This is a genomic window from uncultured Halopseudomonas sp. (assembly GCF_963977355.1).
Classification (GTDB): Bacteria; Pseudomonadota; Gammaproteobacteria; order Pseudomonadales; family Pseudomonadaceae; genus Halopseudomonas.
Window position 1 is genome coordinate 35,137 of the sequence record NZ_CAXBOV010000021.1, and the last position, 23,385, is coordinate 58,521.

Genomic DNA, 23,385 nt, shown 5'->3' on the forward strand with positions numbered 1-23,385 from the left:
CCCGCAGGTTGATCTCACGCTCCTTTGTGATGGCGAGCCAGCCTTTCCAGCGCGGCCTTCAAACTAGGGTCTTTTACCTGGGCTGCGGTATCTTTCAACGCCTCCGCTGCCACTGCTGATCGGCGCATTGGATTCAATGCTGGTGGTTTTTTGATCAGTACAGGCTGTACCTTGCAATGGATTTTGGTTAAAGTTGCGAATTCGTTGAATGCTTGTAGTTGCCGCACGAGGCGTTTCTGCTGATAACGCATTCTGGTAGCCCAGTGGCTGTCAGACACCGTCAGTCTCAACACGCCTTCGCGCATTGATGCAACATGGCAATGTTCCCTCGCCGCAGGCTCCAGCAACGTATCGAGCACGATTTGCAGACGCTCTACTTGTCTGGCTCTAGCGTATAGACCCTTCAGGGTTGAATTGGTTCGAATTAAATCGCCGGGCCGGCGTGCGTCGAGGGGATGAAAAGACATGGCATTAGCTGATCAGAGTTATTGTGCGGCGTTCATCGTATCAGAACCGCAGAACTCGTAGTTTGGGGATTTTTCATTGAACATCATTATTCTAACCGACCGGCAGGGCGCGGCCAGGGCAATAAGCCTCAGCTTCCCGGTCCTTTTGGCTGCATTGGTAGCATTGATTGCTATGCCCATTAGTGCCGTTGTGTTGACCTGGTCCTTGCTGAGTGATTCATCAGTCCAGTCGCAGGCTGCGCTGGTAGATACCGACACTGTCTGGGAGCAGACGCTTGCTGATCTGGCGAGCAGTGAGGCAGATGAAGAAGGCTCGCACGCGCAGTTGGCGCACATGACGCAGCAGTTGGCGCGCCTGCAGACCCGGCTGACCAGGCTGGATGCCCTTGGCGAGCGTCTGACCGAACTGGCTGAGCTATCCGATGGGGAGTTCGATTTCAATTCGGAGCCGGGCCTCGGTGGGCCGGAGTTGCTTAAAAACAACGTCGATCAGGAATCTGATGTGCAGTCGGTTATCGATCGTCTGGCTGATCGAATCGACAACCGCACTCAGCAGATGAGATTGCTCGAGCAGCTGATCATGAATCGTTCGGCTGACAGTAATGCAATGATCGACTTTCTTCCGGTGCATGAAGGTTATGTATCCTCCTCATTTGGTCGTCGCAGTGATCCGATGACTGGGCGCATAGCGATGCATACGGGGACAGACTTTTCAGCGCCTCGTGGCACTGCCATATTTGCCGTGGGTGCCGGCGTTGTGACCTTCTCCGGCCGAAAAGGCGCCTATGGCAATATGGTGGAAATATCCCACGGTGATGGCTACAAGACCCGATATGCCCATGCCCACGAGCTCAAGGTCGAGAAGGGTGAGCTGGTCAGCAAGGGGCAACAAATCGCCACCGTGGGTACCACGGGAAGGTCCACTGGGCCCCACTTGCATTTTGAGGTGTACCGCAACGGTATGGCCGTCAACCCGGCGCGTTATATCGCTTTCAAGTGATCCCCTGAATTGAGTTCACGACGTCCGCAGATCTGCGGACGTTTCTGCTTTTACGCTGCGCGCTATTGTTCTGGCCCGGTTCCAGTCAGTAATGCTGGCTTAATGCCGTCCCGCGCTAGTGGTACTTTCTGCCTTGGAGTTGTGCAGGTTTATTGTGCGGCGCGATTCAGAGTAGAATGCCTGTTTACGGTTTGGCCCGGTACGAATCGGCCGCGCCGCCCACCCTCAAACGGATATCAAAGTCGACTATGTTTGCGCCTTTATTGAAGAAACTGTTTGGAAGCAAAAACGAGCGTGAGTTAAAGCGCATGGGTCGGATCGTCAACGCGATCAACGCCCAGGAAGAGAAGCTGAACGCCCTGAGCGATGAGCAGTTGAAGGCCAAGACCGCCGAGTACAAGGAGAGGGTAGAAAAGGGCGAAAACCTGGACGCGATATTGCCTGAGGCCTTTGCATTGGTGCGCGAGGCGAGCAAGCGTGTAATGGGTATGCGGCACTTTGATGCTCAGATGATTGGCGGCATGACCCTGCATGAAGGCCACATTGCAGAGATGAAAACAGGTGAGGGTAAAACCCTCGTTGCCACACTGCCAGCCTACTTGAACGCCTTGTCAGGCAAGGGTGTGCACGCGGTTACGGTCAACGATTACCTGGCCCGCCGTGACGCCAACTGGATGCGTCCGCTTTACGAATTCCTTGGTTTGACCGTGGGCGTTGTCGTTCCCTTTCAGGATCCCGAGGACAAGAAAGCGGCCTATCGCTGCGATATCACCTACGGCACCAACAACGAGTTCGGCTTCGACTATCTGCGCGATAACATGGCTTTCCGCATTGAGGACAAGTTCCAGCGCGAGCTGAATTTCGCAATCGTCGATGAGGTCGACTCGATCCTCATCGACGAAGCTCGTACGCCGTTGATTATTTCTGGTCCGGCTGAAGACAGCTCGCGCATGTACGCGGCGATCAACAAGCTGATTCCAACACTCAAGCGCGGTTATCTTGCCGAAGAGGGTGTGGAAGAAGTTGAGGGCCACTATTATATTGATGAGAAAACCCGACAGGTAGAGCTCAACGAGTCGGGCCATCAATTTGTGGAAAGCCTGCTGGTCAAGGAGGGTTTGCTCCCTGAAGGCGACAGCCTGTACGCCGCACAAAATCTTAACCTGCTGCACCATGTGCACTCGGGACTGCGCGCTCACACTCTGTTCCACCGTAACGTTGAGTACATAGTGCAGAACGACCAGGTGGTTCTTGTGGATGAGCACACCGGCCGTACCATGCCGGGCCGTCGTCTCTCCGAGGGCTTGCACCAGGCCATTGAAGCCAAGGAAGGATTGAAGATTCAGGCTGAAAGCCAGACTTTGGCCTCGACTACTTTCCAGAACTACTTCCGTATCTACAACAAGCTTTCCGGCATGACCGGTACGGCCGATACCGAAGCCTTCGAGTTCCGTCAGATTTATGGCCTGGATGTTGTGGTTATACCGACCAACAAGCCAATGGCGCGAAAGGACTACAACGATCTGGTCTATCTGACGATTGATGAGAAGTTTGCGGCCATTACTGCTGATATCAAACACAGCATGGGCGAGGGTCGGCCGATTCTGGTAGGTACGGCTTCGATCGAATCATCCGAAGCTGTTTCCCGTCTGCTGGACGCTGAAAAAATCCCGCACAAGGTGCTTAACGCCAAGCACCATGAAAAAGAAGCCGAGATCATCGCCCAGGCGGGTCGTCCGGGCGCAGTGACTATTGCTACCAACATGGCAGGCCGTGGTACCGACATCATTCTCGGTGGTAGCTGGGAGGCCGAAGTTGCCAGTCTGGAGAACCCGACTGACGAGAAAGTCGCTCAGATCAAGGCTGAATGGCAGCAGCGCCACCAGCAGGTGCTGGAGTCCGGTGGTCTGCATATCATTGCCTGTGAGCGTCACGAATCCCGTCGTATTGACAACCAGCTGCGCGGTCGCGCCGGTCGTCAGGGCGATCCGGGTTCCAGCCGCTTCTATCTGTCGCTGGAAGATAACCTCATGCGGATTTTTGCCTCTGATCGGGTGAAGAACTTCATGAAGGCGCTCGGCATGGAGAAGGGCGAGGCGATTGAGCACCGCATGGTTACCAATGCGATTGAAAAAGCCCAGCGCAAGGTCGAAGGCCGCAACTTCGATATCCGTAAGCAGCTGCTTGAGTATGACGATGTCGCCAACGAGCAGCGCAAGGTCATCTATGGTCAGCGTAATGCCATTCTGGCCTCCGAGAACGTTTCCGACACCATTCAGGCTATTCGTGAAGACGTCGTCGCAGATGCCATCAGTCAGTACATCCCACCCCAGAGCGTGCCGGAGCAGTGGGATATTGCCGGGCTGGAACAACACCTGAGTGCCGAGTTGGCGCTCAAGGTACCGCTCCAGCAATGGTTGGACGAGGACGACACCCTGCACGAAGAGGGTCTGCGCCAGCGTATTCTTGATGAGCTGATCAAGGCCTACGCCGAGAAGGAAGAGCTGACGGGTGCTGACGCCCTGCGTACCTTCGAAAAGCAGATGCTGTTGCGGGTGCTGGACGATCTCTGGAAAGAGCATCTTGCGACCATGGATCACCTGCGTCAGGGCATTCATTTGCGTGGTTATGCGCAGAAGAACCCCAAGCAGGAATACAAGCGCGAAGCCTTCAATCTTTTCGAAGAAATGCTCGAGTCAGTCAAGCACGACACTATTCGTATTCTCAGCCACGTCCAGGTGCGTCGTGAAGACGCCGCCGAAGAAGAAGCACGCCAGCGTCGGCAGGCTGAAGAAATGGCCAAGCGCATGCAGTTCAAGCACGAAGCGGTTGCGCCGGCCACAAACGAGGGCGGCCAGGCAGATGAGGGCGAGCAGAGCGCAGCTGCTGCGGCTGCTCCCGTCACCCGTGAAGGTCCCAAGGTCGGCCGTAATGACCCTTGTCCCTGTGGGTCCGGAAAGAAATACAAGCAGTGCCACGGCAAGATAGGTTGACCTTAGTACCCGGCCGGGCTCTGTCCCGGCCGGACTATCAGTCATCACGCTAGTCGAGATGGAACTCGACCCTCCCAGGCAGCTACAATACCGGCTTTATCTATCCGGAGATTGAACCATGCCCGTCGGACTCGGCCCCCTTCCTGTTTTGCATCCCGTTCCAGGCTTTCGTCTGGGGATAGCCTCGGCTGGCATTAAACGCGCGGGCCGAAAGGACGTCGTGGTCATGGAGGCAGCAGCGGGTTCTTCCATAGCGGGTGTTTTTACCCTCAACGCTTTCTGCGCAGCCCCAGTGACGCTCTGCCGCCAGCATCTGAATCAATCGCCTCGCTACCTGCTGGTCAATACGGGCAACGCCAATGCAGGAACCGGCAAGCCTGGCATGCAAGCCGCTCAGGAAACCTGCGCTGCCCTGGCAGAGCTTGTCAGCGTCGATACCAAGCAGATTCTTCCGTTTAGCACAGGGGTTATTGGCGAATTGCTACCCGCTCATAAAGTGGTTGGTGCCTTGCCGGCGGCGCTGGAAAATCTTGACGAGGGCAATTGGGCCCAGGCGGCTGAAGGCATCATGACCACCGATACCTTGCCGAAGGGTGCGAGCCGTCAGATCATTCTTGGCGGTGAAACCGTTACGGTAACGGGTATTTCCAAGGGCGCGGGTATGATCAGGCCGAATATGGCAACCATGCTTGGTTATATCGCTACCGATGCAAGAATTGCCCAGCCGGTATTGCAGAATTTGCTGAGGGAGACGGCGGACCTGTCCTTCAACCGTATTACCATTGATGGCGACACCTCGACCAACGACTGCTGCATGCTTATTGCTACCGGTCAGGCGAAAATGTCGGAGATAGTGGACGCCTCAGGTGATGACTATGCGCTGCTGGCCGACACCATCAAGTCCATCATGCTTGAGTTGGCTCAAGCTATCGTACGGGACGGCGAGGGTGCCACCAAGTTCGTAACCATTCAGGTTAATGGCGGAGGCAACCGTGATGAGTGCCTGGATGTCGGTTATGCGGTAGCGCATTCCCCATTGATCAAGACTGCACTTTTTGCGTCTGATCCCAACTGGGGCCGAATACTCGCAGCCGTAGGTCGTGCTGGCGTGCCCGATCTGGATGTTGAAAAGATTGATGTCTATCTTGACCAGGTCTGTATTACTCGAAATGGCGGCCGCGCCGAGGATTACACCGAAGCTCAGGGTGCCGCAATCATGGCCCAAGCGGAGATCACCATCCGTATTGAGCTTGGACGGGGCGAGCACTCTGAAACGCTATGGACTACTGACCTGTCGCATGAGTATGTCAGGATCAATGCGGAATATCGCACGTGACTGTCAGTAGAGTTTAGTCGTTACAGTGATCGGCTCATGGGCAATACCTGGGATCGATCACAGTGCGCTCCACGCGCCAGCGTCCTACCTGATTGATCACAAGTTTGCGACCCTCTGCACCGGTTCTTGAAGGGCAGAATCGAAAGGTACCCGCTTGAAAACCGCCGTTTAGCAGTTGAGTCTGACCCTGTGCATTGAATCTCACGTATTGAGATACGGGTCTGTTTGCGTGTATGTGTAGCTTGGTTTTCGATGGCAAGTGTTGCAGCACTTTTTCTCCACCATCGGGTGTGCCGTTGTTGTTCCTGTCAACGAAGATCATCCACTCCTTATTCCAGTCGCCGCTAACGGGGGCTAGGGTCAAGGTGCGGTTCATGCGCACGGCTTCGTCACGGGTCAATGTCAGGCCAAGACTCAGATTGGTGAGTCCCGTGCTCATGCGCTGTTGGTCGATCATGCTGCCGAAGCCGGGTATCGCAATGCCGATAAGAAAACCAAGCAGCGCAAGCGCAATCATCAGCTCTATCAAAGTGAAACCACGCGAGAGCATGGGTTATCCTCCATGGTGTGGGTAAAGAAGCTACTGCCGTGTATGCTCCGGGGTGTACCGCTATTAACCTGTCATCACCTTGATCTTACCGATTATCGTAACGAGCGCGACCGGCCGCGCCTCGCTTTCTATAGTGTATGCACGTACCAAAGGGGATTTTGATGAAAAGTGTGAAGGGTTTCACTCTTATTGAACTGATGATCGCATTGGCGGTTCTGGCACTGGTGACGCTCATCGGCTTTCCCGCGTTCAGCGGGGTATTCGAACGCTCTCGCGCTGACTCGGATCTCAGCGATCTGCTCAGGGCATTCAGTCTGGCGCGGCTTGAATCTATCAACCAGAGTCGTGATGTAAAAATAGTTGCTGGCACCGACGACGATTGGACACAGGACCTGGTTGTGTTCCTGGATGATGATAACGACGGTTCAGTGGATAACGGAGAGCGAGTAATACGACGCTATGCCGGTCTGCCTCAGGGCGCATCCATCACTGCTACTGGCGATGTGGACACTATCGTGTTTGACAGTCTTGGCGGCCTCAAGACTCCTGCCAATTCGGTTGTCTTCAACTATACCCGGGGCGATTCGACCAAAAACCTGGTGATCTGCCCGACCGGAAGAATTCTCACAGGAGCATCCTGCATATGAGAAGCAAACTTGGATGGATACGTAGTGACCGCCAGCGCGGGGTGTCGCTGCTGGAAGTCATGATTGCGGTATTTGTCACAGCCATAGGTGTGCTGGGCGCTGCAGCTATGCAGCTCAATGCGCTGAAGTACACCGACAGTTCAAGGCTTAGCTCACAGGCCAGTTTTATCGTCTATGACGTTATCGATCGTATTCGGGCGAACGCTGATCCGGTTCAGTTGGGTGATTATGACATCGCGAGTCTTGAGGCGGTCCCCGGTTCTGCAACCAGTGTGTTGACGACTGATTTGATCGATTTTGCCAATGCGGTTGCTGCGCTGCCAGCAGGTGCGGGCTCCATCGACGTGGTCGGCTCGAGGGTGACCGTTGAGGTGAGTTGGTCCGAGGGTCGCGCTGGCGGAGTGGATGATGAGGGTAATGTCCAGCGCGGAGAGCTTGCGGTCACTACCAACGTGGCAGTTAATGCAGTGGGAGCGGCGCCATGAGAATCAAGGCACACAATAAGGGCTTTGGCCTGATCGAGATCATGATCGCTCTGGTGCTTGGGCTGGTGCTGGTACTGGGTATCACACAGATTTTTGCCAGCAGTCGCCAGACTTCGATGGTACAAGATGCGTCGGCCAGACTGCAGGAAGATGCCCGCTACGTGCTGACTCGTATGACGCAGGAGCTGAGGATGGCAGGTATGTTCGGGTGTCTTTCGCTCGCATCAGGCTCTGTGACTAATGTGCCCGTGGCATTTGACAACCCTATTTCATGGGACGCACCCAACGCTACTCTGAGCATAATCACGTCAAATGCCACTCAGGCAGTAAGTCAGACTTCCAATGCTGACTGGACGCTGACCACGGATTGTCGATCAGGCGGTAATGTTGTGGTTGGAGCCGCCGCTCCGGCGGCGGGCCAGATTGCATTGCCCATCCGTCAGATCGAATACAAGCTCGATGCCGCTGAAGGCGTTCTTCAGGTTCGCAACAGCGGGGCAGGTGCTTTTGAGCCCTTGATTGGAAACGTGAAGTCCCTGGATATCCAGTTCGGCGTTGCTGCCAGCGCCGGGGATACCTATGTCTCGGGCAACTATGTTGCGCCTGCGACTGTAGGCAACCCCGCTTTGATCCGTAGCGTAAGGATTGCCATGGTTCTTGAAGACGAAAACCAGCGAACCGCCGATCAGGAATACACAGTGGTCGCCGCATTACGGAACCGGTTGTTATGAGGAGCCAACCCATGATCAGACCCGCTTCAAGAAGTGCCCAGGGGGGTGTGGCCCTCTTCGTCAGCCTCGTTTTTCTTCTGCTGCTTACCATCGTCGGTGTATCGGCAATGAAGAGCGCGACCCTGCAGGAAAAAATGTCAGGTAATACCCGCTTCAAGACCATCACTTTCCAGTATGCGGAAGCGGGCCTGCGCGAAGGCGAAGGTTTTATCGCTACGTTAAATAACAGTGGTGCGCTCGCCGCGTGCGCAGTGTGCAATGGCAATGCCTGTCGTACTCCTGCTTTCGACAATGCTGCGGTGCAGAACGGTAACACCGCTTGCGGTATATGGCAGGCCGCTTCGGATGGCAACAGCCTCTATCAGATCCAGAAGCTAGGTACTTCCAGCGCCGCCATCAACGTTGACCCCGGTGAAAGCGTGACCTTGTATCGGGTCACCTCAGTGGCGACATTAGGTAATACCACCACGGCGCTGGAAAGTATTTATGCAAAGAATTGAGCAATTGCCCTCCGCAGCTCAACCACGCCAGCCCGAACAGGCTTTGGCAGGGAGAATTACAATGAAAAAGGTATTCAGTTTTGTTTCCGGCATCCTGTTGAGCGGGTTTGTCACCGCTCCGGTGTATGCCTTTTCTCCCGTGCAGGCGCCTATTTTGAGTGCTTCGGCTGTTACTCCTAACGTGCTGGTTCTGTTGGATAACTCGGGGAGTATGGAAAATGCGATTGCGCCCTCCGCGGTCGCGAATAGTACTTATCCATTTGTGCGTTATCGGTCGGGCGATAATTACCCTCTTGTAAGGGATAATCTCAGCCTGGATTCAATGGCTTCCTCTGGATGTGGAACGGGCAAAGTCGCACTTTGGCGTTCAACTGGCAATGGTCGGGACGATCGTAAGTGTTTTACATTGCCAGACCCCGTTGGAGGTAAGGCTACTCGCTATAGCGCCAAGTATTTATCTTATATCTATAACGAGTATTCGAGTCAGGATCTAACCTCGATCTTGCCTAACGAATACCGCATGAAAGTAGCCCGGGATGTCACTAACCAGATTGTATCTGACAACCGTGGCCTGAGATATGGCCTCTTTACCTTTAACCCATCCACCCGGCAGTGCTATAGAACTTGGTGGGGGGGGACTGTATGTAACGGTGACTCGGGTCCGGGTGGGAGCTTGATAATTCCAGTTAAAGATTTCTCCGAAACCATATCCCCTCAAGGTACACCCATAACCAGTGTTGCTCAGGCACAGTCGAATTTCGAAGATTTTACATCTGTGGTGGATGGTGTTACCGCTTCGACGAATACTCCGCTGGCTGAGACTTATTATGAAATGACTCGCTACTTGCGCGGCATGAGTCCATATCAAGGACTGGCGACACTATCCGGTACAAGTAATTATGCAAGCCCCATCGAATATCGGTGCCAACGGACCTTTAGCGTGGTAGTGACGGATGGTTTGCCTACTTACGATAGGAGTTTTCCGTCCGATGATCCAAAGCGCGATAATGCTGCTGTGCCTGGAAATAACAACCTCCCTGACTGGGATGGTAATAATAATGATGGTAACGACCCAACAGACGATGGAGAAGGGGATGCGTTGTTCCTGGATGACATCGCTAAGTTTGCACATGATATCGACTTGCGCGATACAACAGCTCTTGATTTGGCCGGAAAGAGCTTTAACGCGGCGGGGTTTCCTAAGCAGAACATGCAGACTTATACTGTTGGCTTCGCAATCGACAATCAAATGCTCGAAGACGCAGCCGACTATGGTAAGGGGGAATATTACACTGCTAATGACAGTGCGGAGTTGAACGACAGTCTGACCAAAGCAATCAATGCTATTACCGCACAGGCCGGTTCCGGTGGCGCAGGTGCCTCCAGTTCTGCCACCTTGACTGCCGATACCGTGTACTACAAGACGTTGTACGAACCAGCTTCTTGGAGCGGTACCATCGAAGCATATCGGTTGAATTCGGTAACCGGTCGTACGGACACCTTGCTGTGGACAACGGACAGTTCATTCACACCAAGTCTGAATCCGGCCAGTTATCAGGGGTACAATACGCTCGATCAAAAGCCAGTCACCCTTGATTTTGGTAACCTGTCTCCAAACCAGAAAACCCTGTTGAATGGCTCGGTGAACTCCCCAATCACGGGTGCAGATTTGCTCTCCTGGAGTAAAGGTGCATCGGTAGCCGGACTGCGTACGCGTTCTGTCCTACTCGGAGATGTAGTCAATTCTTCTCTGGAGCGAGTAGCCCCCGAAACTCAGACGGTGTCTGCCATTGCGGGGGATACTACCTATGACAGCTATCTGGCTTTCAAGACATCCGATCTAGAAGCCAGTCTGTTGGTGAATGCCAACGATGGTTTTTTTCATATACTCAACGCAGATAACGGCCAGCACCGTTACGGCTACATGCCGTCCAGCGTGCTTCCGTCGCTGAATATTGTTGCTGACCCGGATTACACCGAGACCGGCACTCACCGGTTTCTAGTCGATGGTCAGATATCGGTGTCCGATGCGCAGTTGGGAACTACCTGGTCGACCGTCGCCGTCTCGGGCATGGGTGCAGGCGGCAAGAGTTTCTTCGCTGTCAGGCTGTTCCAGCAGACGGCTGCGAGTCCAAACACGCCTGCAGCTTTGTGGGAGCTGTCTCCTCCGGAAACAAGTGATACAACCAACCAATGGAATGATCTCGGTTACACCTATTCGCGCGCTGCGATCGCGCGAACCAAAAATAATCAGTGGGTAGCGGTTTTCGGTAACGGTTACGGCAGTCATACCGGGAAAGCGGCGCTGTATGTGGTCGACCTGCAGACGGGTGCTCTGGTGCGCAAGATCGTGGTAGATGAAAACAGTACTGGCAGCGCAGCGCAGCGGGCCAAGGGGTCCGGTCTTTCTTCCCCCCAAATCGTGGTGAACGCCCAGCACCAGATCGAGAAAATCTATGCCGGTGATCTGCGCGGCAATTTGTGGAAGTTTGATACCTCCTCTACGGTTGAAACTGACTGGGCAGCCAGCAAGTTGTTTGCAGCTGGTGCCAGCCAGCCCATAACTACCTATCCGTTGATTACCGACCATCCACAGGGTGGCCACATGGTATCAATAGGTACCGGGAAGCTGTCTGAAGCTTCAGACAAGCTGACCAAGACCCAGCAGGCGTTTTATGCGATATGGGACAAGCCGTCCACATCGGGAACTGTCCCCCTGTCTGCTCTTCAGTCCCAGGCTATTACCGAGGAAGTTACAATCGGCGGACAGGATTATTTCCGCACCAGCTCTAACACGGTTGACTTTAATACTCAGCGGGGCTGGTACTTGCCGCTGGTTTATAATGGTGTGGCTGAAGGTGAACGTGTGATCTTCCCAGCACAAACCACCGAGGGACGGGTGGTGTTTGTGACAGCGATTATTGATGCGGAGGATCCGTGTGTCAGTTCCGGTAGTGGCCGGCTTGTCGAGCTGGATTTGTTGACCGGTGGCATGCTGAATTACGAGGTGCTGGATACCAACAAAGATGGAAACATTGATGCCAATGATTCCATTATTGCGGGTATCGACATTAATGAAGGTTTGCCTGGTCTGCCGGTTATTATTGATCGCGGTGACGATAAGCCGACGCAAACCAAAGCGGTTCTGCTGTCTACCGGTCAAACCCTGTTCCTGGACGAAAGAGCTGCCGCTTCTGGCTTATCCCGTCGTATCATGTGGCGACAGCTGCAATAAGGAAACGCTATGAGAAGCAAGGGATTCACCTTGATCGAGGTAATGATCGTTGTTGCAATCGTCGGTATTCTGGCGGCGATCGCGTATCCGAGTTATGTTGAGTACACAAAGAAGACACGTCGGGCAGAGGCTTCAGCGGTGCTTTTTGAGGCCGCTCAGGTAGCGGAGCGAAGGTTCTCGCAAGCGGGGGTTTATACCGGCGCGCAGATCCCTGCACGGAGCCCCATGACCGGCGATGCGGTTTATACGGTCGCACTGGCCGCTGGATCGGCCGGTGACGGTGGTTACCTGATTACTGCTACCGCGGTTTCTGGCGGTGTGATGGCAGGCGACGACTGTGCGACGATGACAATTAATGCGCTGGGGCAAACGACGCCAGGCAACGATAAGTGTTGGAGGCAGTAACCGACGAGAGTGGGCTGCTGGGGACGGCCTTAACGCCGCTCCAGCAGCACTCCGCTTTCCATGTGATGGGTATAGGGAAACTGATCAAACAACGCGCAACGCGTTACCCTATGGGTGCTAGAAAAGTCCTGCAGGTTCGCTGCCAGGGTTTCCGGGTTGCATGATATATACAGAATCCGCTGATAGCCTCTGACCAACTCTAGTGTCGCCGGATCAAGGCCGGCACGTGGTGGGTCAACAAATGCGGTGCCGAAGTTGAAGTCGTTCAAGTCAATGCCCTGAAGGCGCCTGAACTCTCGTACACCCGTCAGTGCCTGGGTTACTTCTTCGCTTGCAAGGCGCACCAGGGTCACATTCTCAACGCCGTTCATTTCCATGTTGGCAATTGCGGAATACACCGAGCTTTTTGCCAGTTCGGTTGCCATTACCTTACGAAAACAGGTGGATAGTGGCAGCGTGAAGTTCCCGTTACCGCAATAGAGTTCAAGAAGGTCATCCTCGTTACTCCCGGCCACTTCCTGTGCCCAACTGAGCATGTGCTGATTGACCTGCCCATTGGGCTGCGTGAAGCCTCCCTCTACTTGCTGATAACGCCAGATCTGCCCGCGCACATCCAGTTCTTCGATTACATAATCTCGCTCAAGGACGCGCTTGCGACCCCGGCTGCGGCCGATTACAAGTATTCCGAGCTGTTCTGAAAGCCGCTGGGCGGCTGCATCCCAGCTTTCATCAATCGGACGGTGGTAGCAGAGGCTGACCAGTGCTTCGCCCGACAGGGTGGTGAGAAATTCGACCTGGAAGAGTTTGCGGCCGAGCAAGGGATCGGCTCTGCAGGCTTCCAGCAACGGACCCATCAGCTCGTTTATGCGGCGGCTGGCGATGGGCAATTGCTCGATCAGAATCGGCTTGTACTTGTTGCCCTTCTCAAACATGGCGTAATGCGGCTGGCCGTTCTCGTACCAGAGTCTGAATTCGGCGCGCAGACGGAAATGCTCGCGGGGAGATTCAAATACTTCAGGCTCAGGCGCGTCGAATGACGCCAGCAGTTCGACCAGGCGCTGTCGTTTGGCAGCAAGCTGTTGGTCATATTCGGTCGGATCGAAGGAGAGGCTCATCAGTTGAACAACGCGAGTTTGATGATAAATAGGACAGCCAATGCATACAGGCTGGGATTCAGGTCACGCCAGCGGCCGGCCAGCAGCTTTATCAGCGTCCAGCTGATAAAGCCCAGGGCGATGCCGTTGGCGATGGAGAAGGTCAACGGCATCGTGATCGCGGTAATGACTACAGGGGCTGCGACAGTAAGGTCTTCCCAGTCCACTTGGGCCAGGCCGCCGGTCATCAGCACTGCGACGAAGAGCAGTGCAGGCGCGGTGGCGAAAGCAGGCACTGCACCTGCCAATGGCGAGAAAAACAGGCTGACCAGAAAAAGTAGTGCCACGACACAGGCGGTGAGGCCGGTGCGGCCTCCAGCAGCGGTGCCTGCGGCTGATTCGATGTAGCTGGTGGTAGTAGAGGTGCCCATGGCGGCGCCAGCCATGGTCGCGGTGCTGTCTGCCATCAGCGCGCGCCCGAGGCGTGGCAACTTGCCGTCGTGATCTACAAGGTTTGCCCTTTGGGCTACGCCGATCAAGGTTCCCGAGGTGTCAAACAGGTCGACGAACAGGAATGCGAAGATCACGCTGAGCATGCCTATCTCCATCGCCCCGCGAATATCCAGCTCGAGAAAGGTGGGTGTCAGGCTGGGCGGTGTAGAGACTATGCCGGTGGTCTGGGTGAAACCTGCCAGTAAACTGATGCCGGTAATCAACAGAATACCGATCATCACGGCTCCTGTTACTTGGCGATAGGCAAGTGCGACAATGATAACGAATCCGAGCCCCGCAAGAAGAGGTCCTGGCTGGGTAAGGTCCCCTAGGGTAACCAGCGTGGCGGGGTGATCAACTACTAGCCCGGCGTTTTTCAGGGCAATCAGCGCGAGAAAGAGTCCTATCCCGGCGGCGATTGCTGAGCGCAACGCCATCGGAATACTGTTGATGATCCATTCGCGGACCTTGAAAATGCTCAGCAGAAAGAACAGAAAGCCCGAGATGAATACGGCTCCCAATGCTACTTCCCAGCTGTAGCCCATAGAGCCAACCACTGTGTAGCTGAAGAAGGCGTTCAAGCCCATGCCCGGCGCCAGCGCTATGGGGTAGTTAGCCCAGAGCCCCATGATCAGTGAGCCAATGGCCGCAGCCAGACAGGTCGCGACAAAGGCGGCGCCCGGATCAATGCCCGCGTCGGCCATCATCATCGGGTTGACGAAGATGATGTAGGCCATGGTCAGGAATGTGGTCAGACCAGCAATGATTTCTGTGCGCACGCTGGTGCCGTGAGCTTGCAGTTGAAACAGCTTTTCCAGCATGGCGGAATCTCGTTTGGCGGTGACAGGAAAAGGCCGGCATTGTAACGGACTGGCGCCGTTTAATGAATTCTTCAGCGCTTTATGGCAGGCTTTATGGCCAATTTCCAGGGAGTACCGGTATGAGCGATACCTTTGATACAGACGAAAAGCGCGTCAGCTACGGCATTGGCCGGCAGATGGGCGATCAGTTATTGACCAGTAGTATCCCTGACCTGACGATTGATCTGGTTGTCGCAGGTTTGCGTGATGCCTTCACCGGGCAGCCCAGTCAGGTGGACGAGGCTGCTCTCCAGGAGGCTTTCCAGGGTTTGCAGGCCAAGATGCAGGCGGTGGCCGAAGAGGCCGCGCGGGCGGCAGGGCAAGCGGGGGCCGACTTTCTTGTCCAGAATGCTGAGCGTCCGGGTGTGGTCACGCTGGACTCAGGATTGCAGTATGAGGTGGTTAGCGAGGGTGACGGGGCCACACCTGATGCGTCTTCGACTGTACGTACTCACTACGAAGGCACGCTGATTGGCGGTGAAGTATTCGATAGTTCCTACAAACGCGGCGAGCCTGCGGAATTTCCGGTCGGTGGCGTTATTGCTGGTTGGACTGAGGCCCTTCAGTTAATGAAGGAAGGTGCCAAGTGGAGGCTGTTCATCCCGCCGGGGCTGGCTTATGGCGGTCGCGCCGCGGGTAGCATTCCGCCGCACAGCACCTTGATCTTTGATATCGAGCTTTTGAAGGTTCTGTAAGAGCTTTACGTGCCGAGGCCGCTGCTTGCAACGCTAAGGAGTAGCGGCTCCGGTCTGCCCGCTGTCCCTCAGTAGCTCCGCTTAATCGCAAATTCAGCCAGCTGTTCCAGCGAATCGCGATAGATGGATGGTGGCAACACTTGAAGCAGTTTGACTGCCTCATCAATTTGCGCGCGGGCGAGCTGCGATGTGTAATTCAGTGCGCCGCAATCGCGCACAGCCGCCTGGATAGATGTAATGTCATCAATGCCGCCTTTCTGGATGGCTTGGCGCACCTGTCTGGCCTGTTCTGGCGTGCCTTCACGCATTGTGTAGATAAGCGGCAAGGTAGGTTTGCCTTCGGCCAGGTCGTCTCCAACGTTTTTGCCCATGGCTTCGGCATCGCCGGAGTAATCCAGGACGTCGTCGATCAACTGGAAGGCAGTGCCCAGCGCATTGCCGTACTGGCGCAAAGCTTCAATCTGAGCCGCATCAGCTCCGGCAAGAATGCCTGCGCTGTGGGTTGAGGCTTCAAACAGCATCGCAGTCTTGCTGCGGATGACTTCCATGTAGGTCGCTTCGTCGGTGCCTGCGTCGCGGACCTTGGTCAGCTGAAGTACTTCGCCCTCGGCAATAACGTTGGTGGCGTTGGCCAGGACCTGCATGATGCGGATGTCACCCATCTCGACCATCATTTCAAATGCACGGGAATACAGGAAGTCACCTACCAGCACGCTGGGCGCATTGCCCCATTTGGCGTTGGCGGTGGAGCGCCCGCGACGCTGGTCTGAGGTGTCCACTACGTCATCGTGCAAAAGGGTGGCTGTGTGGAGGAATTCGATAATCGCCGCAAGACTGTGCTGACGATCATCACTCAGGCCGCAGGCGCGTGCGCTGAGCAGTACCACTAGCGGACGCAGGCGCTTGCCTCCGGCGTTGATGATGTAATTGCCGATTTTCTCCACCAGGGGAACGCGCGAATGCAGCTGGCGAATGATCAGCTGGTTGACTGAATCAAAATCATCGGCGACTGCGTTGTAAAAAGGCAGGGTGGACATTAACTGCACATTCCTCATAGGTTGCGCGGCATGCTAGGCGGCAGGCCCAGCGCTGTCAAGAAAGCCGCTGTCTGGTAGCCTATAAAAGGGTGTAAACAGCGCTGTTGTATAAGTAACGCAATGCTTGCGCTAGAGGCATCTATTGCGTAGAATTTCCGCCCCTGAAAACCAGATTTACAGCATCCCTGTTTTGACAATGGCAAGGTAGGGCCCGATAGGCGGGTTCACTTGCAGCCATGCCGGCCACTAACGATTATACCTAAGCGCCGGGTGAGCAGGATTACGGAGAAAGCATCATGTACGCAGTGATTGTTACCGGTGGTAAGCAGTACAAGGTCGCCGAAGGCGAGTTTCTGAGAGTGGAGAAGCTGGACGTTGAAACTGGCGCCAGTATTGATTTCGACCGCGTTCTGCTGATTGGCAATGGCGATGACGTGCAGATCGGCGCGCCTGTTGTTGAAGGCGCCAAGGTGACTGCTGAAGTTAGCGCCCACGGTCGTGGCGATAAGATCCGCATCATCAAGTTCCGTCGCCGTAAGCACCACATGAAGCGTCAGGGCCACCGTCAGTGGTACACCGAAATCAAGATTACCGGCATCTCTGCCTAAGCCCATTGAGGAGATAAACACCCATGGCACACAAAAAAGCAGGCGGCTCCACACGTAACGGTCGCGATTCCGAATCGAAACGCCTTGGCGTCAAAATGTATGGCGGCCAGGCAATCATCCCTGGCAACATCATTGTTCGCCAGCGCGGCACTGAATTCCACCCCGGCAAGAACGTCGGTATGGGCAAGGATCACACCCTGTTCGCTAAAGCGGCTGGCGTGATCAAGTTCGAAGTTAAGGGCAAGTTGGGCCGTCGCTACGTGAACGTCGTAGAAGCCTGATACCACCCTCGGTTCGAAGAAGCCCTGTCTGACGACGGGGCTTTTTTGTTTGTTCTTTTTGTAGCAACCTTTAATCCATCCCGTATTGGGAGGGAGCAAGATGAAATTCGTTGATGAAGTGTCCATCACGGTCAAGGCCGGCGATGGGGGCAATGGCTGCATGAGTTTTCGCCGGGAGAAATTTATTCCCAAGGGCGGGCCTGATGGTGGCGATGGCGGTGACGGTGGCTGCATTTATCTGGTGGCCGCCGAGAACTGCAACACCCTGGTTGATTATCGTTACAAGCGACGCTTTAACGCGCAGCGTGGCGAGAATGGCCGAGGCAAGGATTGTTCTGGTGCCAAGGGTGAGGACATGTTCCTTGATGTGCCTATCGGCACGACCGTGATCGATGCCGGTACGCAGGAAATTATCGGTGATCTGACCGAGGCGGGCCAGCGTCTGCTGGTTGCGCAGGGTGGTTTCCATGGTCTGGGTAACACGCGTTACAAGTCCAGCGTGAATCGGGCGCCCCGGCAGACATCCCAGGGCAGTCTGGGTGATCAGCGCGATCTGAAACTGGAATTGAAAGTGCTGGCCGATGTGGGTCTGCTCGGCCTGCCCAATGCAGGCAAGAGCACTTTCATTCGCTCGGTATCGGCTGCCAAGCCCAAAGTGGCTGATTACCCGTTTACCACCATGGTGCCCAACCTGGGCGTTGTAGATGTGGGGCAGCTGCGCAGTTTCGTGATTGCGGACATCCCCGGAGTTATTGCCGGTGCTGCAGAGGGCGCGGGTCTGGGTACACGTTTTCTCAAACACTTGTCACGCACGCATCTGTTGTTGCATCTGGTCGATATGGTTCCGCCTGATGACAGCGATCCGGTCGAGTCGATCGAGACGATCATTCACGAACTGGGCAAGTTCAGTCCTGCACTGACGCTCCGTGAGCGCTGGCTGGTCCTGAACAAGTGCGACCAGTTGATGGACGATGAGCAGCAAGCATTGCTGGACGACGTGGTTGAGCGGCTGGAGTGGGAAGGGCCGGTTTTCGTCATTTCTGCATCAGAGCGTCAGGGTACCGACGAACTGGCCAAGGAAGTCATGAACTGGCTGGATGAACGTACCTTGCGCATGCAGGAAGATGAGGAGTATGCCGCTGAGGTGCGTGCGCTGGATCAACAGATCGAGGATGAGGCTCGTGCCCACATTCAGAATCTCGATGATCGCAAGGTCCTGCGCAAGCAGGGTCTGCTCAACGACGAGGATGAGGATGACGACGGAGATGACGAAGACGGTCCAGAGATCATCTACGTGCATTGATGTTGCTATCTGATTAAGCTTTGCGCCGGGGCCGGCGCTCCCACGGGGTATTATTCCCAGGTAGGAGCGCCGGCTTCTTCGCGAATGGGTTAAAATGTGGCGATACAACTGACACTTTGCTTCTGGATCGAATATGCGTGACAAGGTAACCAATGCCCGTCGCTGGGTAGTCAAGATTGGCAGCGCACTGTTGACTGGGGATGGTCGAGGTCTCGACAAGGAGGCCATGGCGGTTTGGGTCGACCAGCTTGTCGAGTTGCGCAAGAGTGGGGCGGAGCTGGTACTGGTTTCTTCCGGTGCTGTGGCCGCGGGTATGAGTCGGCTTGGTTGGGCTGAACGACCTAAAACCATCCACCAGATGCAGGCGGCGGCGGCTATTGGTCAAATGGGTCTGGTTCAGGCATGGGAATCCAGTTTTCAGGCCCATGGTCTTTCTACTGCCCAGGTCCTTTTGACCCATGATGACCTGTCTGACCGCAAACGTTACCTGAATGCCCGCAGTACGCTACGGGCCTTGCTCGATCTGGGTGTGATTCCCGTGGTCAACGAAAACGATACCGTTGTCACTGACGAGATCCGCTTTGGTGATAACGATACCCTGGGCGCGCTGGTGACCAATCTGGTCGAGGCAGACTTATTGGTAATACTGACCGACCGGGACGGTTTGTATACAGCGGACCCCAGAAACAACCCCCAGGCGGAGCTGGTGCGCGAAGCAATGGCGGACGATCCCTCCCTGGATGCAATGGCTGGTGGTAGCGCTGGTGCGCTGGGGCGCGGTGGCATGCTCACCAAGCTGCGTGCTGCGCGACTGGCTGCGCGTTCGGGTGCAGGTACTGTGATTGTCGGCGGCAGGATTGATCGCGTCGTAGAGCGGCTTCAGGCTGGCGAGGAGCTGGGCACGTTATTGCTGCCTGAAAAAGGCATGCTGGCAGCTCGCAAGCAATGGCTCGCAGGGCATCTTCAGACGCGCGGGCGGCTGGTTATCGATGAAGGTGCGGTAAAAGCGCTTGCCTCTGGACGCCGTAGCCTGTTGCCGGTCGGCGTAGTTGCCGTTGAAGGTGCTTTCAGGCGCGGTGAAATGGTTGTTTGCGTTGGGCCTGACGGGAGGGAGGTTGCTCGCGGGCTGGTCAACTACAGTGCTCTGGACGCCAGTCGTATCCTTGGCCAGCCTACCGATTCGGTGGCAAAGATACTGGGATATATTGATGAGCCTGAAATGGTCCATCGAGATAATCTGGTCCTGGTTTAAGTTCTTGGTCGCTAACTGCAAACCCCGCGCCTGGTCCCGTCATCATCGCGAAGGCGGGGATTCATTCTGCTGGGCAGACAGCTACGCTCTGTTGCATTGCTCGAATAAGCTAGTGGCCCAAACAGCACCCACAAAAAAACCGGCTCTAGGCCGGTTTTTTCTTCCACAAGGAACGCAAATCAGGCGGCGGTAGCCATTGCCTTAATGTGTGCGTTCAGGCGGCTTTTATGACGAGCTGCCCTGTTCTTGGGAATGATGCCCTTGTCAGCCATGCGGTCAATAACCGGCACTGCTGCGGTGTAGGCAGATTTAGCTTTTTCCAGGTCTTTGGCTTCAATAGCCTTGACCACGTTCTTGATATAGGTACGAACCATGGAGCGCAGGCTTGCGTTGTGATTGCGGCGCTTCTCGGCCTGCTTGGCGCGTTTCTTGGCTTGAGGTGAGTTTGCCACCGTCGTGCTCCTCAGAAAATCGTGATGAATAAGGGTACAAATAAGGCCGCGTACTATGCCGCCAGCCTGTACCAATGTCAAGGGTTGTAAGTCGGCTGCAAACCAGAAGTTTCAAGCCATTTACCGTGGGACGATAGCTTGAGGCTTTTGCGCCCTGGCCACAAGCTTTTGCTTGAGTAGGGTTCTCGCCAGGGAGTGCGTTCGGAGGCTATCATCGCGGTTTTATCCGGCGACCCTAACGCATGACCGATCAGGCTCCTCCTACAGCTCCTGAACCCAAAGCCCCGACGCTACTGCGTTCAGGCATGGTTGTGAGCATCATGACGCTGCTCTCGCGCGTGCTCGGCATGGTGCGTGACGTTGTGGTTGCCGCCTATTTCGGCTCCCAATCCGAAGCTGACGCTTTTTTTATAGCCTTCAAGATCCCCAATTTTCTGCGCAGATTGTTTGCCGAAGGCGCTTTTGCCCAGGCATTTGTTCCGGTGCTTTCCGAATACCGGGCCAAACGCAGCCTGGAGGATGTTAAATATCTGGTGAACGGCGTTGCCGGGACGCTGGGGATCACACTGGTGGCCATTACTGCGCTGGGGGTGGCGGGCGCTCCAGTGCTGATAACGATTTTTGCCCCAGGCTTCCATGGGGACACGGAGAAGCTTGCGCTGGCTACCGATATGCTGCGCATTACCTTTCCCTATCTGCTGTTGATTTCACTCACAGCTCTGTGTGGCTCAATCCTCAACAGCTACGGTCGATTTGCGGTGCCGGCTTTTACCCCGGTATTGCTCAATGTGAGCATGATAGGGGCGACTGTTCTGATGACGCCCTATTTTGCCGAGCCGATCATGGCGCTGGCCTGGGGCGTTTTTATCGCCGGTGTGCTGCAGCTGCTGTTCCAGTTGCCATTCCTCGCCCAGATCAAGCTGTTGCCAATGCCGCGCCCGAACCGCAAGCACGAAGGAGTCAAACGCATCATGACGCTGATGCTGCCGGCGCTCTTCGGTGTGTCGGTCAGTCAGATCAACTTGCTTCTGGATACCGTGCTGGCGTCTTTTCTGGAGACGGGTAGTATTTCCTGGCTGTACTACGCCGATCGCCTTTCTGAATTGCCGTTAGGCGCCTTCGGAATCGCTATTGGTACTGTCATTCTGCCAGCGCTGTCCCGCCAGCATGCGGGGGAAGACCCCCGGGGCTTCTCTGCAACGCTCGACTGGGCAATTCGCATGGTGTTGCTGGTGGGCGTGCCCGCTGCGCTGGCGCTTTTGCTTCTCGCCGAGCCGTTGATTGCGACGCTCTTTCACTACGGCGCAATGACCGAGCGTGACACGCTGCAAGCTGCAGCAGCGCTGCGCGCCTATTCCATTGGTGTGATGACGTTTATGCTCATAAAAGTCCTGGCGCCGGGGTATTTCGCTCGCCAGGACATCAAGACGCCAGTGAAGATTGCGATAATCTGCATGGTGGTCAATATGGTCTTCAACCTGATTTTGATCTGGCCGCTGGCCCATGTGGGGTTGGCGTTGGCCACCTCACTCTCAGCTGTGCTGAATGCGAGTCTGCTCTGGTGGGGGTTGCGCAAGGCAGGTATCTATCAGGCGCAACCGGGCTGGGCAGTGTTCGCCTTCCGACTGGTTGCTGCATGCGTCGCAATGGCAGCAGTTATTGTCTGGATGGTTCCGGGCATCGAGCAGTGGTTTGGCTGGGGTTGGCAGCGCAAGGTGCTGGAGATGGCTTTACTGGTGAGCGCTGGTATTGGGATCTTTGCGCTGACGCTGGTTATAACCGGCATGCGCATGCGGCACCTGCGCCAGGGTTAACTCCGACCGAAAGGGCCGAGTTCTGCCTCGGCCAATGGGATTTCATCTAGAAACGTTGTGGAGATGGAGCTCGACTTACCCTGCATTGCCGGTGACTCCTCAGGTTAAGTAGCAGCCCACCCATGACGGGTGGCACGCTAAGGCTGTATACTCGCGGGTTTGATCCCTCAGCCAAATAACGAGCATTATGGAACTGGTCCGCGGTCTACATAACCTGCGCCCCCGGCATCGGGGTTGTGTGGCGACAATCGGTAATTTTGACGGTGTGCATGCCGGGCATCAGGCTATTCTAAAGCGTCTTCGTGCCCATTCGGCGCGCATGGGGTTGCCTGGCTGTGTGGTTATCTTCGAACCGCAGCCCAGGGAGTATTTCGCCCCTGATGCGGCGCCGCCGCGCCTTACCCGTCTGCGCGACAAGCTCATGTTACTTGAGGCCCAAGGCGTCGACCGCGTACTTTGCGTGGCCTTCAATCGCCGCCTGCGCGAGCTCAGTGCGGAGGAGTTCGTTCAGCAGGTACTGATCGATGGGTTGGACGTCAAGCACCTTGAAGTCGGCGACGATTTCCGCTTTGGTTGTGATCGCAGCGGAGACTTTGCCTTCCTTCAGGGGAGTGGCGAACGGCACGGCTTTACAGTCGAAGCTGCCAACACGGTTGCAGAGAGCGGTGATCGCATCAGTAGCACACGACTGCGCCAGGTACTGGCCGGCGGCGACTTTGAACTGGCTGAACGGCTGCTGGGTCGTCCATTCAGTATCAACGGTCGAGTGATGTACGGACAGCAGCTGGGCCGTACCCTGGGCGCCCCTACCGCCAATGTTCAACTCAAGCGCCTGCATGCGCCCCTCAAGGGTGTGTTTCGCGTCAGTGCGGTGCTCGACGAACCCCCCTTCAAGGGTTCGCATCAGGGCGTGGCCAATATCGGCATGCGCCCTTCGGTTCAGGGTGATGGCCAGCCGCATCTTGAGGTCCATTTGCTGGATTTCAAAGGCGATCTTTACGGCCGACACCTTACCGTCATATTTCATGAAAAACTGCGTGACGAACAGCGATTCGATTCCCTGGATGCCCTGCAGACAGCTATTACGGCAGATATTGCCGCTGCCCGCGCCCAATGGGCCTCTGACTCAAACAAGTGAGCCTGGACCA

At 55.6% G+C, this 23,385-nt stretch carries 22 protein-coding genes; 16 read left to right on the forward strand and 6 right to left on the reverse strand.

Annotation, left to right across the window (positions count from 1 at the left end):
- Nucleotides 1-14: 14 nt before the first annotated feature.
- On the reverse strand, nt 15-467 hold the full coding sequence (locus AAC076_RS12540) for a DciA family protein (RefSeq protein ID WP_339846135.1): 453 nt from the start codon (nt 465-467) through the stop codon (nt 15-17).
- Between the two features lie 76 nt (nt 468-543).
- Between AAC076_RS12540 and AAC076_RS12545 the strand changes: the two genes are divergently transcribed.
- The 3 genes from AAC076_RS12545 (at nt 544) to argJ (ending at nt 5,796) form a co-directional block, all read left to right on the forward strand.
- The gene (locus tag AAC076_RS12545) at nt 544-1,467 is read left to right on the forward strand and encodes a M23 family metallopeptidase (protein WP_339846137.1); all 924 of its coding nucleotides are present in this window, start codon (nt 544-546) and stop codon (nt 1,465-1,467) included.
- Between the two features lie 248 nt (nt 1,468-1,715).
- On the forward strand, nt 1,716-4,460 hold the full coding sequence (gene secA / locus AAC076_RS12550) for a preprotein translocase subunit SecA (protein WP_339846140.1): 2,745 nt from the start codon (nt 1,716-1,718) through the stop codon (nt 4,458-4,460).
- A gap of 118 nt (nt 4,461-4,578) precedes the next feature.
- Nucleotides 4,579-5,796, forward strand: coding sequence for a bifunctional glutamate N-acetyltransferase/amino-acid acetyltransferase ArgJ (argJ, locus tag AAC076_RS12555; protein WP_339846141.1), 1,218 nt, complete (start codon nt 4,579-4,581; stop codon nt 5,794-5,796).
- 34 nt (nt 5,797-5,830) lie between these two features.
- On the opposite strand, the gene AAC076_RS12560 is transcribed toward argJ, so the two are convergent.
- Nucleotides 5,831-6,346, reverse strand: a complete 516-nt coding sequence (locus AAC076_RS12560) for a GspH/FimT family pseudopilin (protein ID WP_339846144.1) — start codon at nt 6,344-6,346, stop codon at nt 5,831-5,833.
- Between the two features lie 161 nt (nt 6,347-6,507).
- Here AAC076_RS12560 and AAC076_RS12565 point away from each other — a divergent pair, with 161 nt between their 5' ends.
- From AAC076_RS12565 to AAC076_RS12590, 6 genes are read left to right on the forward strand one after another with little or no spacing between them, the layout of a single operon-like run.
- Nucleotides 6,508-6,993: a GspH/FimT family pseudopilin gene (locus AAC076_RS12565; RefSeq protein ID WP_339846146.1), complete on the forward strand. Its 486-nt coding sequence runs from the start codon at nt 6,508-6,510 to the stop codon at nt 6,991-6,993.
- On the forward strand, nt 6,990-7,478 hold the full coding sequence (pilV, locus tag AAC076_RS12570; RefSeq protein WP_339846147.1) for a type IV pilus modification protein PilV: 489 nt from the start codon (nt 6,990-6,992) through the stop codon (nt 7,476-7,478). The genes AAC076_RS12565 and pilV overlap by 4 nt, the downstream gene beginning before the upstream one ends.
- A complete protein-coding gene (locus tag AAC076_RS12575) occupies nt 7,475-8,209 on the forward strand; it encodes a prepilin-type N-terminal cleavage/methylation domain-containing protein (protein ID WP_339846150.1) in 735 nt (244 codons plus the stop codon). The genes pilV and AAC076_RS12575 overlap by 4 nt, the downstream gene beginning before the upstream one ends.
- A gap of 11 nt (nt 8,210-8,220) precedes the next feature.
- Nucleotides 8,221-8,709, forward strand: a complete 489-nt coding sequence (locus tag AAC076_RS12580) for a PilX N-terminal domain-containing pilus assembly protein (protein WP_339846153.1) — start codon at nt 8,221-8,223, stop codon at nt 8,707-8,709.
- Nucleotides 8,696-11,944: a PilC/PilY family type IV pilus protein gene (locus AAC076_RS12585; RefSeq protein ID WP_339846155.1), complete on the forward strand. Its 3,249-nt coding sequence runs from the start codon at nt 8,696-8,698 to the stop codon at nt 11,942-11,944. The genes AAC076_RS12580 and AAC076_RS12585 overlap by 14 nt, the downstream gene beginning before the upstream one ends.
- Nucleotides 11,945-11,953: 9 nt before the next feature.
- A complete protein-coding gene (locus AAC076_RS12590) occupies nt 11,954-12,349 on the forward strand; it encodes a type IV pilin protein (RefSeq protein WP_339846157.1) in 396 nt (131 codons plus the stop codon).
- Between the two features lie 29 nt (nt 12,350-12,378).
- Here AAC076_RS12590 and trmA read toward each other — a convergent pair whose 3' ends face one another.
- Together trmA and AAC076_RS12600 are read right to left on the reverse strand one after the other, a co-directional pair.
- Nucleotides 12,379-13,464, reverse strand: coding sequence for a tRNA (uridine(54)-C5)-methyltransferase TrmA (trmA, locus tag AAC076_RS12595; protein ID WP_339846159.1), 1,086 nt, complete (start codon nt 13,462-13,464; stop codon nt 12,379-12,381).
- Entirely contained in the window at nt 13,464-14,756 is a 1,293-nt protein-coding gene (locus AAC076_RS12600; protein ID WP_339846160.1) for an NCS2 family permease, read from the reverse strand. Before AAC076_RS12600 ends, trmA begins: the two co-directional genes overlap by 1 nt.
- A 119-nt stretch (nt 14,757-14,875) precedes the next feature.
- On the opposite strand from AAC076_RS12600, the gene AAC076_RS12605 reads away from it, so the two are divergent.
- Complete coding sequence (locus AAC076_RS12605; protein ID WP_339846162.1) at nt 14,876-15,490, forward strand: FKBP-type peptidyl-prolyl cis-trans isomerase; 615 nt, start codon at nt 14,876-14,878, stop codon at nt 15,488-15,490.
- A gap of 68 nt (nt 15,491-15,558) precedes the next feature.
- Here the strand turns inward: AAC076_RS12605 and AAC076_RS12610 are convergent, their stop codons facing one another.
- Entirely contained in the window at nt 15,559-16,527 is a 969-nt protein-coding gene (locus AAC076_RS12610) for a polyprenyl synthetase family protein (RefSeq protein ID WP_339846165.1), read from the reverse strand.
- A gap of 296 nt (nt 16,528-16,823) precedes the next feature.
- On the opposite strand from AAC076_RS12610, the gene rplU reads away from it, so the two are divergent.
- From rplU to proB, 4 genes are all read left to right on the forward strand, one after another.
- Entirely contained in the window at nt 16,824-17,135 is a 312-nt protein-coding gene (rplU, locus tag AAC076_RS12615) for a 50S ribosomal protein L21 (RefSeq protein WP_339846167.1), read from the forward strand.
- Between the two features lie 23 nt (nt 17,136-17,158).
- Nucleotides 17,159-17,416: a 50S ribosomal protein L27 gene (gene rpmA / locus AAC076_RS12620; RefSeq protein ID WP_150278154.1), complete on the forward strand. Its 258-nt coding sequence runs from the start codon at nt 17,159-17,161 to the stop codon at nt 17,414-17,416.
- A 100-nt stretch (nt 17,417-17,516) separates the two neighbouring features.
- The gene (gene cgtA / locus AAC076_RS12625; RefSeq protein WP_339846171.1) at nt 17,517-18,719 is read left to right on the forward strand and encodes an Obg family GTPase CgtA; all 1,203 of its coding nucleotides are present in this window, start codon (nt 17,517-17,519) and stop codon (nt 18,717-18,719) included.
- Nucleotides 18,720-18,852: 133 nt separating this feature from the next.
- Nucleotides 18,853-19,971 carry a glutamate 5-kinase gene (gene proB / locus AAC076_RS12630; protein ID WP_339846173.1) on the forward strand — a complete coding sequence of 373 codons (1,119 nt, stop codon included), beginning with the start codon at nt 18,853-18,855 and terminating at the stop codon, nt 19,969-19,971.
- 179 nt (nt 19,972-20,150) lie between these two features.
- Here proB and rpsT read toward each other — a convergent pair whose 3' ends face one another.
- Nucleotides 20,151-20,423, reverse strand: coding sequence for a 30S ribosomal protein S20 (gene rpsT / locus AAC076_RS12635; protein ID WP_339846175.1), 273 nt, complete (start codon nt 20,421-20,423; stop codon nt 20,151-20,153).
- A 242-nt stretch (nt 20,424-20,665) separates the two neighbouring features.
- Here rpsT and murJ point away from each other — a divergent pair, with 242 nt between their 5' ends.
- On the forward strand, nt 20,666-22,237 hold the full coding sequence (gene murJ / locus AAC076_RS12640) for a murein biosynthesis integral membrane protein MurJ (RefSeq protein WP_339846178.1): 1,572 nt from the start codon (nt 20,666-20,668) through the stop codon (nt 22,235-22,237).
- Between the two features lie 187 nt (nt 22,238-22,424).
- Nucleotides 22,425-23,375: a bifunctional riboflavin kinase/FAD synthetase gene (ribF, locus tag AAC076_RS12645; protein ID WP_339846181.1), complete on the forward strand. Its 951-nt coding sequence runs from the start codon at nt 22,425-22,427 to the stop codon at nt 23,373-23,375.
- The last annotated feature ends 10 nt before the right edge of the window (nt 23,376-23,385 follow it).

What these genes read in the sequence shown, in the direction of transcription:
- rplU (WP_339846167.1), top strand. Translation starts at nt 16,824, where the DNA reads ATGTACGCAGTGATTGTTACCGGTGGTAAGCAGTACAAGGTCGCCGAA.
- AAC076_RS12540 (WP_339846135.1), bottom strand. Translation starts at nt 467, where the DNA reads ATGTCTTTTCATCCCCTCGACGCACGCCGGCCCGGCGATTTAATTCGA.
- AAC076_RS12585 (WP_339846155.1), top strand. Translation starts at nt 8,696, where the DNA reads ATGCAAAGAATTGAGCAATTGCCCTCCGCAGCTCAACCACGCCAGCCC.
- AAC076_RS12605 (WP_339846162.1), top strand. Translation starts at nt 14,876, where the DNA reads ATGAGCGATACCTTTGATACAGACGAAAAGCGCGTCAGCTACGGCATT.
- AAC076_RS12565 (WP_339846146.1), top strand. Translation starts at nt 6,508, where the DNA reads ATGAAAAGTGTGAAGGGTTTCACTCTTATTGAACTGATGATCGCATTG.
- trmA (WP_339846159.1), bottom strand. Translation starts at nt 13,464, where the DNA reads ATGAGCCTCTCCTTCGATCCGACCGAATATGACCAACAGCTTGCTGCC.
- AAC076_RS12580 (WP_339846153.1), top strand. Translation starts at nt 8,221, where the DNA reads ATGATCAGACCCGCTTCAAGAAGTGCCCAGGGGGGTGTGGCCCTCTTC.
- AAC076_RS12575 (WP_339846150.1), top strand. Translation starts at nt 7,475, where the DNA reads ATGAGAATCAAGGCACACAATAAGGGCTTTGGCCTGATCGAGATCATG.
- ribF (WP_339846181.1), top strand. Translation starts at nt 22,425, where the DNA reads ATGGAACTGGTCCGCGGTCTACATAACCTGCGCCCCCGGCATCGGGGT.
- AAC076_RS12610 (WP_339846165.1), bottom strand. Translation starts at nt 16,527, where the DNA reads ATGTCCACCCTGCCTTTTTACAACGCAGTCGCCGATGATTTTGATTCA.
- proB (WP_339846173.1), top strand. Translation starts at nt 18,853, where the DNA reads ATGCGTGACAAGGTAACCAATGCCCGTCGCTGGGTAGTCAAGATTGGC.
- AAC076_RS12560 (WP_339846144.1), bottom strand. Translation starts at nt 6,346, where the DNA reads ATGCTCTCGCGTGGTTTCACTTTGATAGAGCTGATGATTGCGCTTGCG.
- pilV (WP_339846147.1), top strand. Translation starts at nt 6,990, where the DNA reads ATGAGAAGCAAACTTGGATGGATACGTAGTGACCGCCAGCGCGGGGTG.
- rpmA (WP_150278154.1), top strand. Translation starts at nt 17,159, where the DNA reads ATGGCACACAAAAAAGCAGGCGGCTCCACACGTAACGGTCGCGATTCC.
- cgtA (WP_339846171.1), top strand. Translation starts at nt 17,517, where the DNA reads ATGAAATTCGTTGATGAAGTGTCCATCACGGTCAAGGCCGGCGATGGG.
- argJ (WP_339846141.1), top strand. Translation starts at nt 4,579, where the DNA reads ATGCCCGTCGGACTCGGCCCCCTTCCTGTTTTGCATCCCGTTCCAGGC.
- AAC076_RS12600 (WP_339846160.1), bottom strand. Translation starts at nt 14,756, where the DNA reads ATGCTGGAAAAGCTGTTTCAACTGCAAGCTCACGGCACCAGCGTGCGC.
- secA (WP_339846140.1), top strand. Translation starts at nt 1,716, where the DNA reads ATGTTTGCGCCTTTATTGAAGAAACTGTTTGGAAGCAAAAACGAGCGT.
- AAC076_RS12590 (WP_339846157.1), top strand. Translation starts at nt 11,954, where the DNA reads ATGAGAAGCAAGGGATTCACCTTGATCGAGGTAATGATCGTTGTTGCA.
- murJ (WP_339846178.1), top strand. Translation starts at nt 20,666, where the DNA reads ATGACCGATCAGGCTCCTCCTACAGCTCCTGAACCCAAAGCCCCGACG.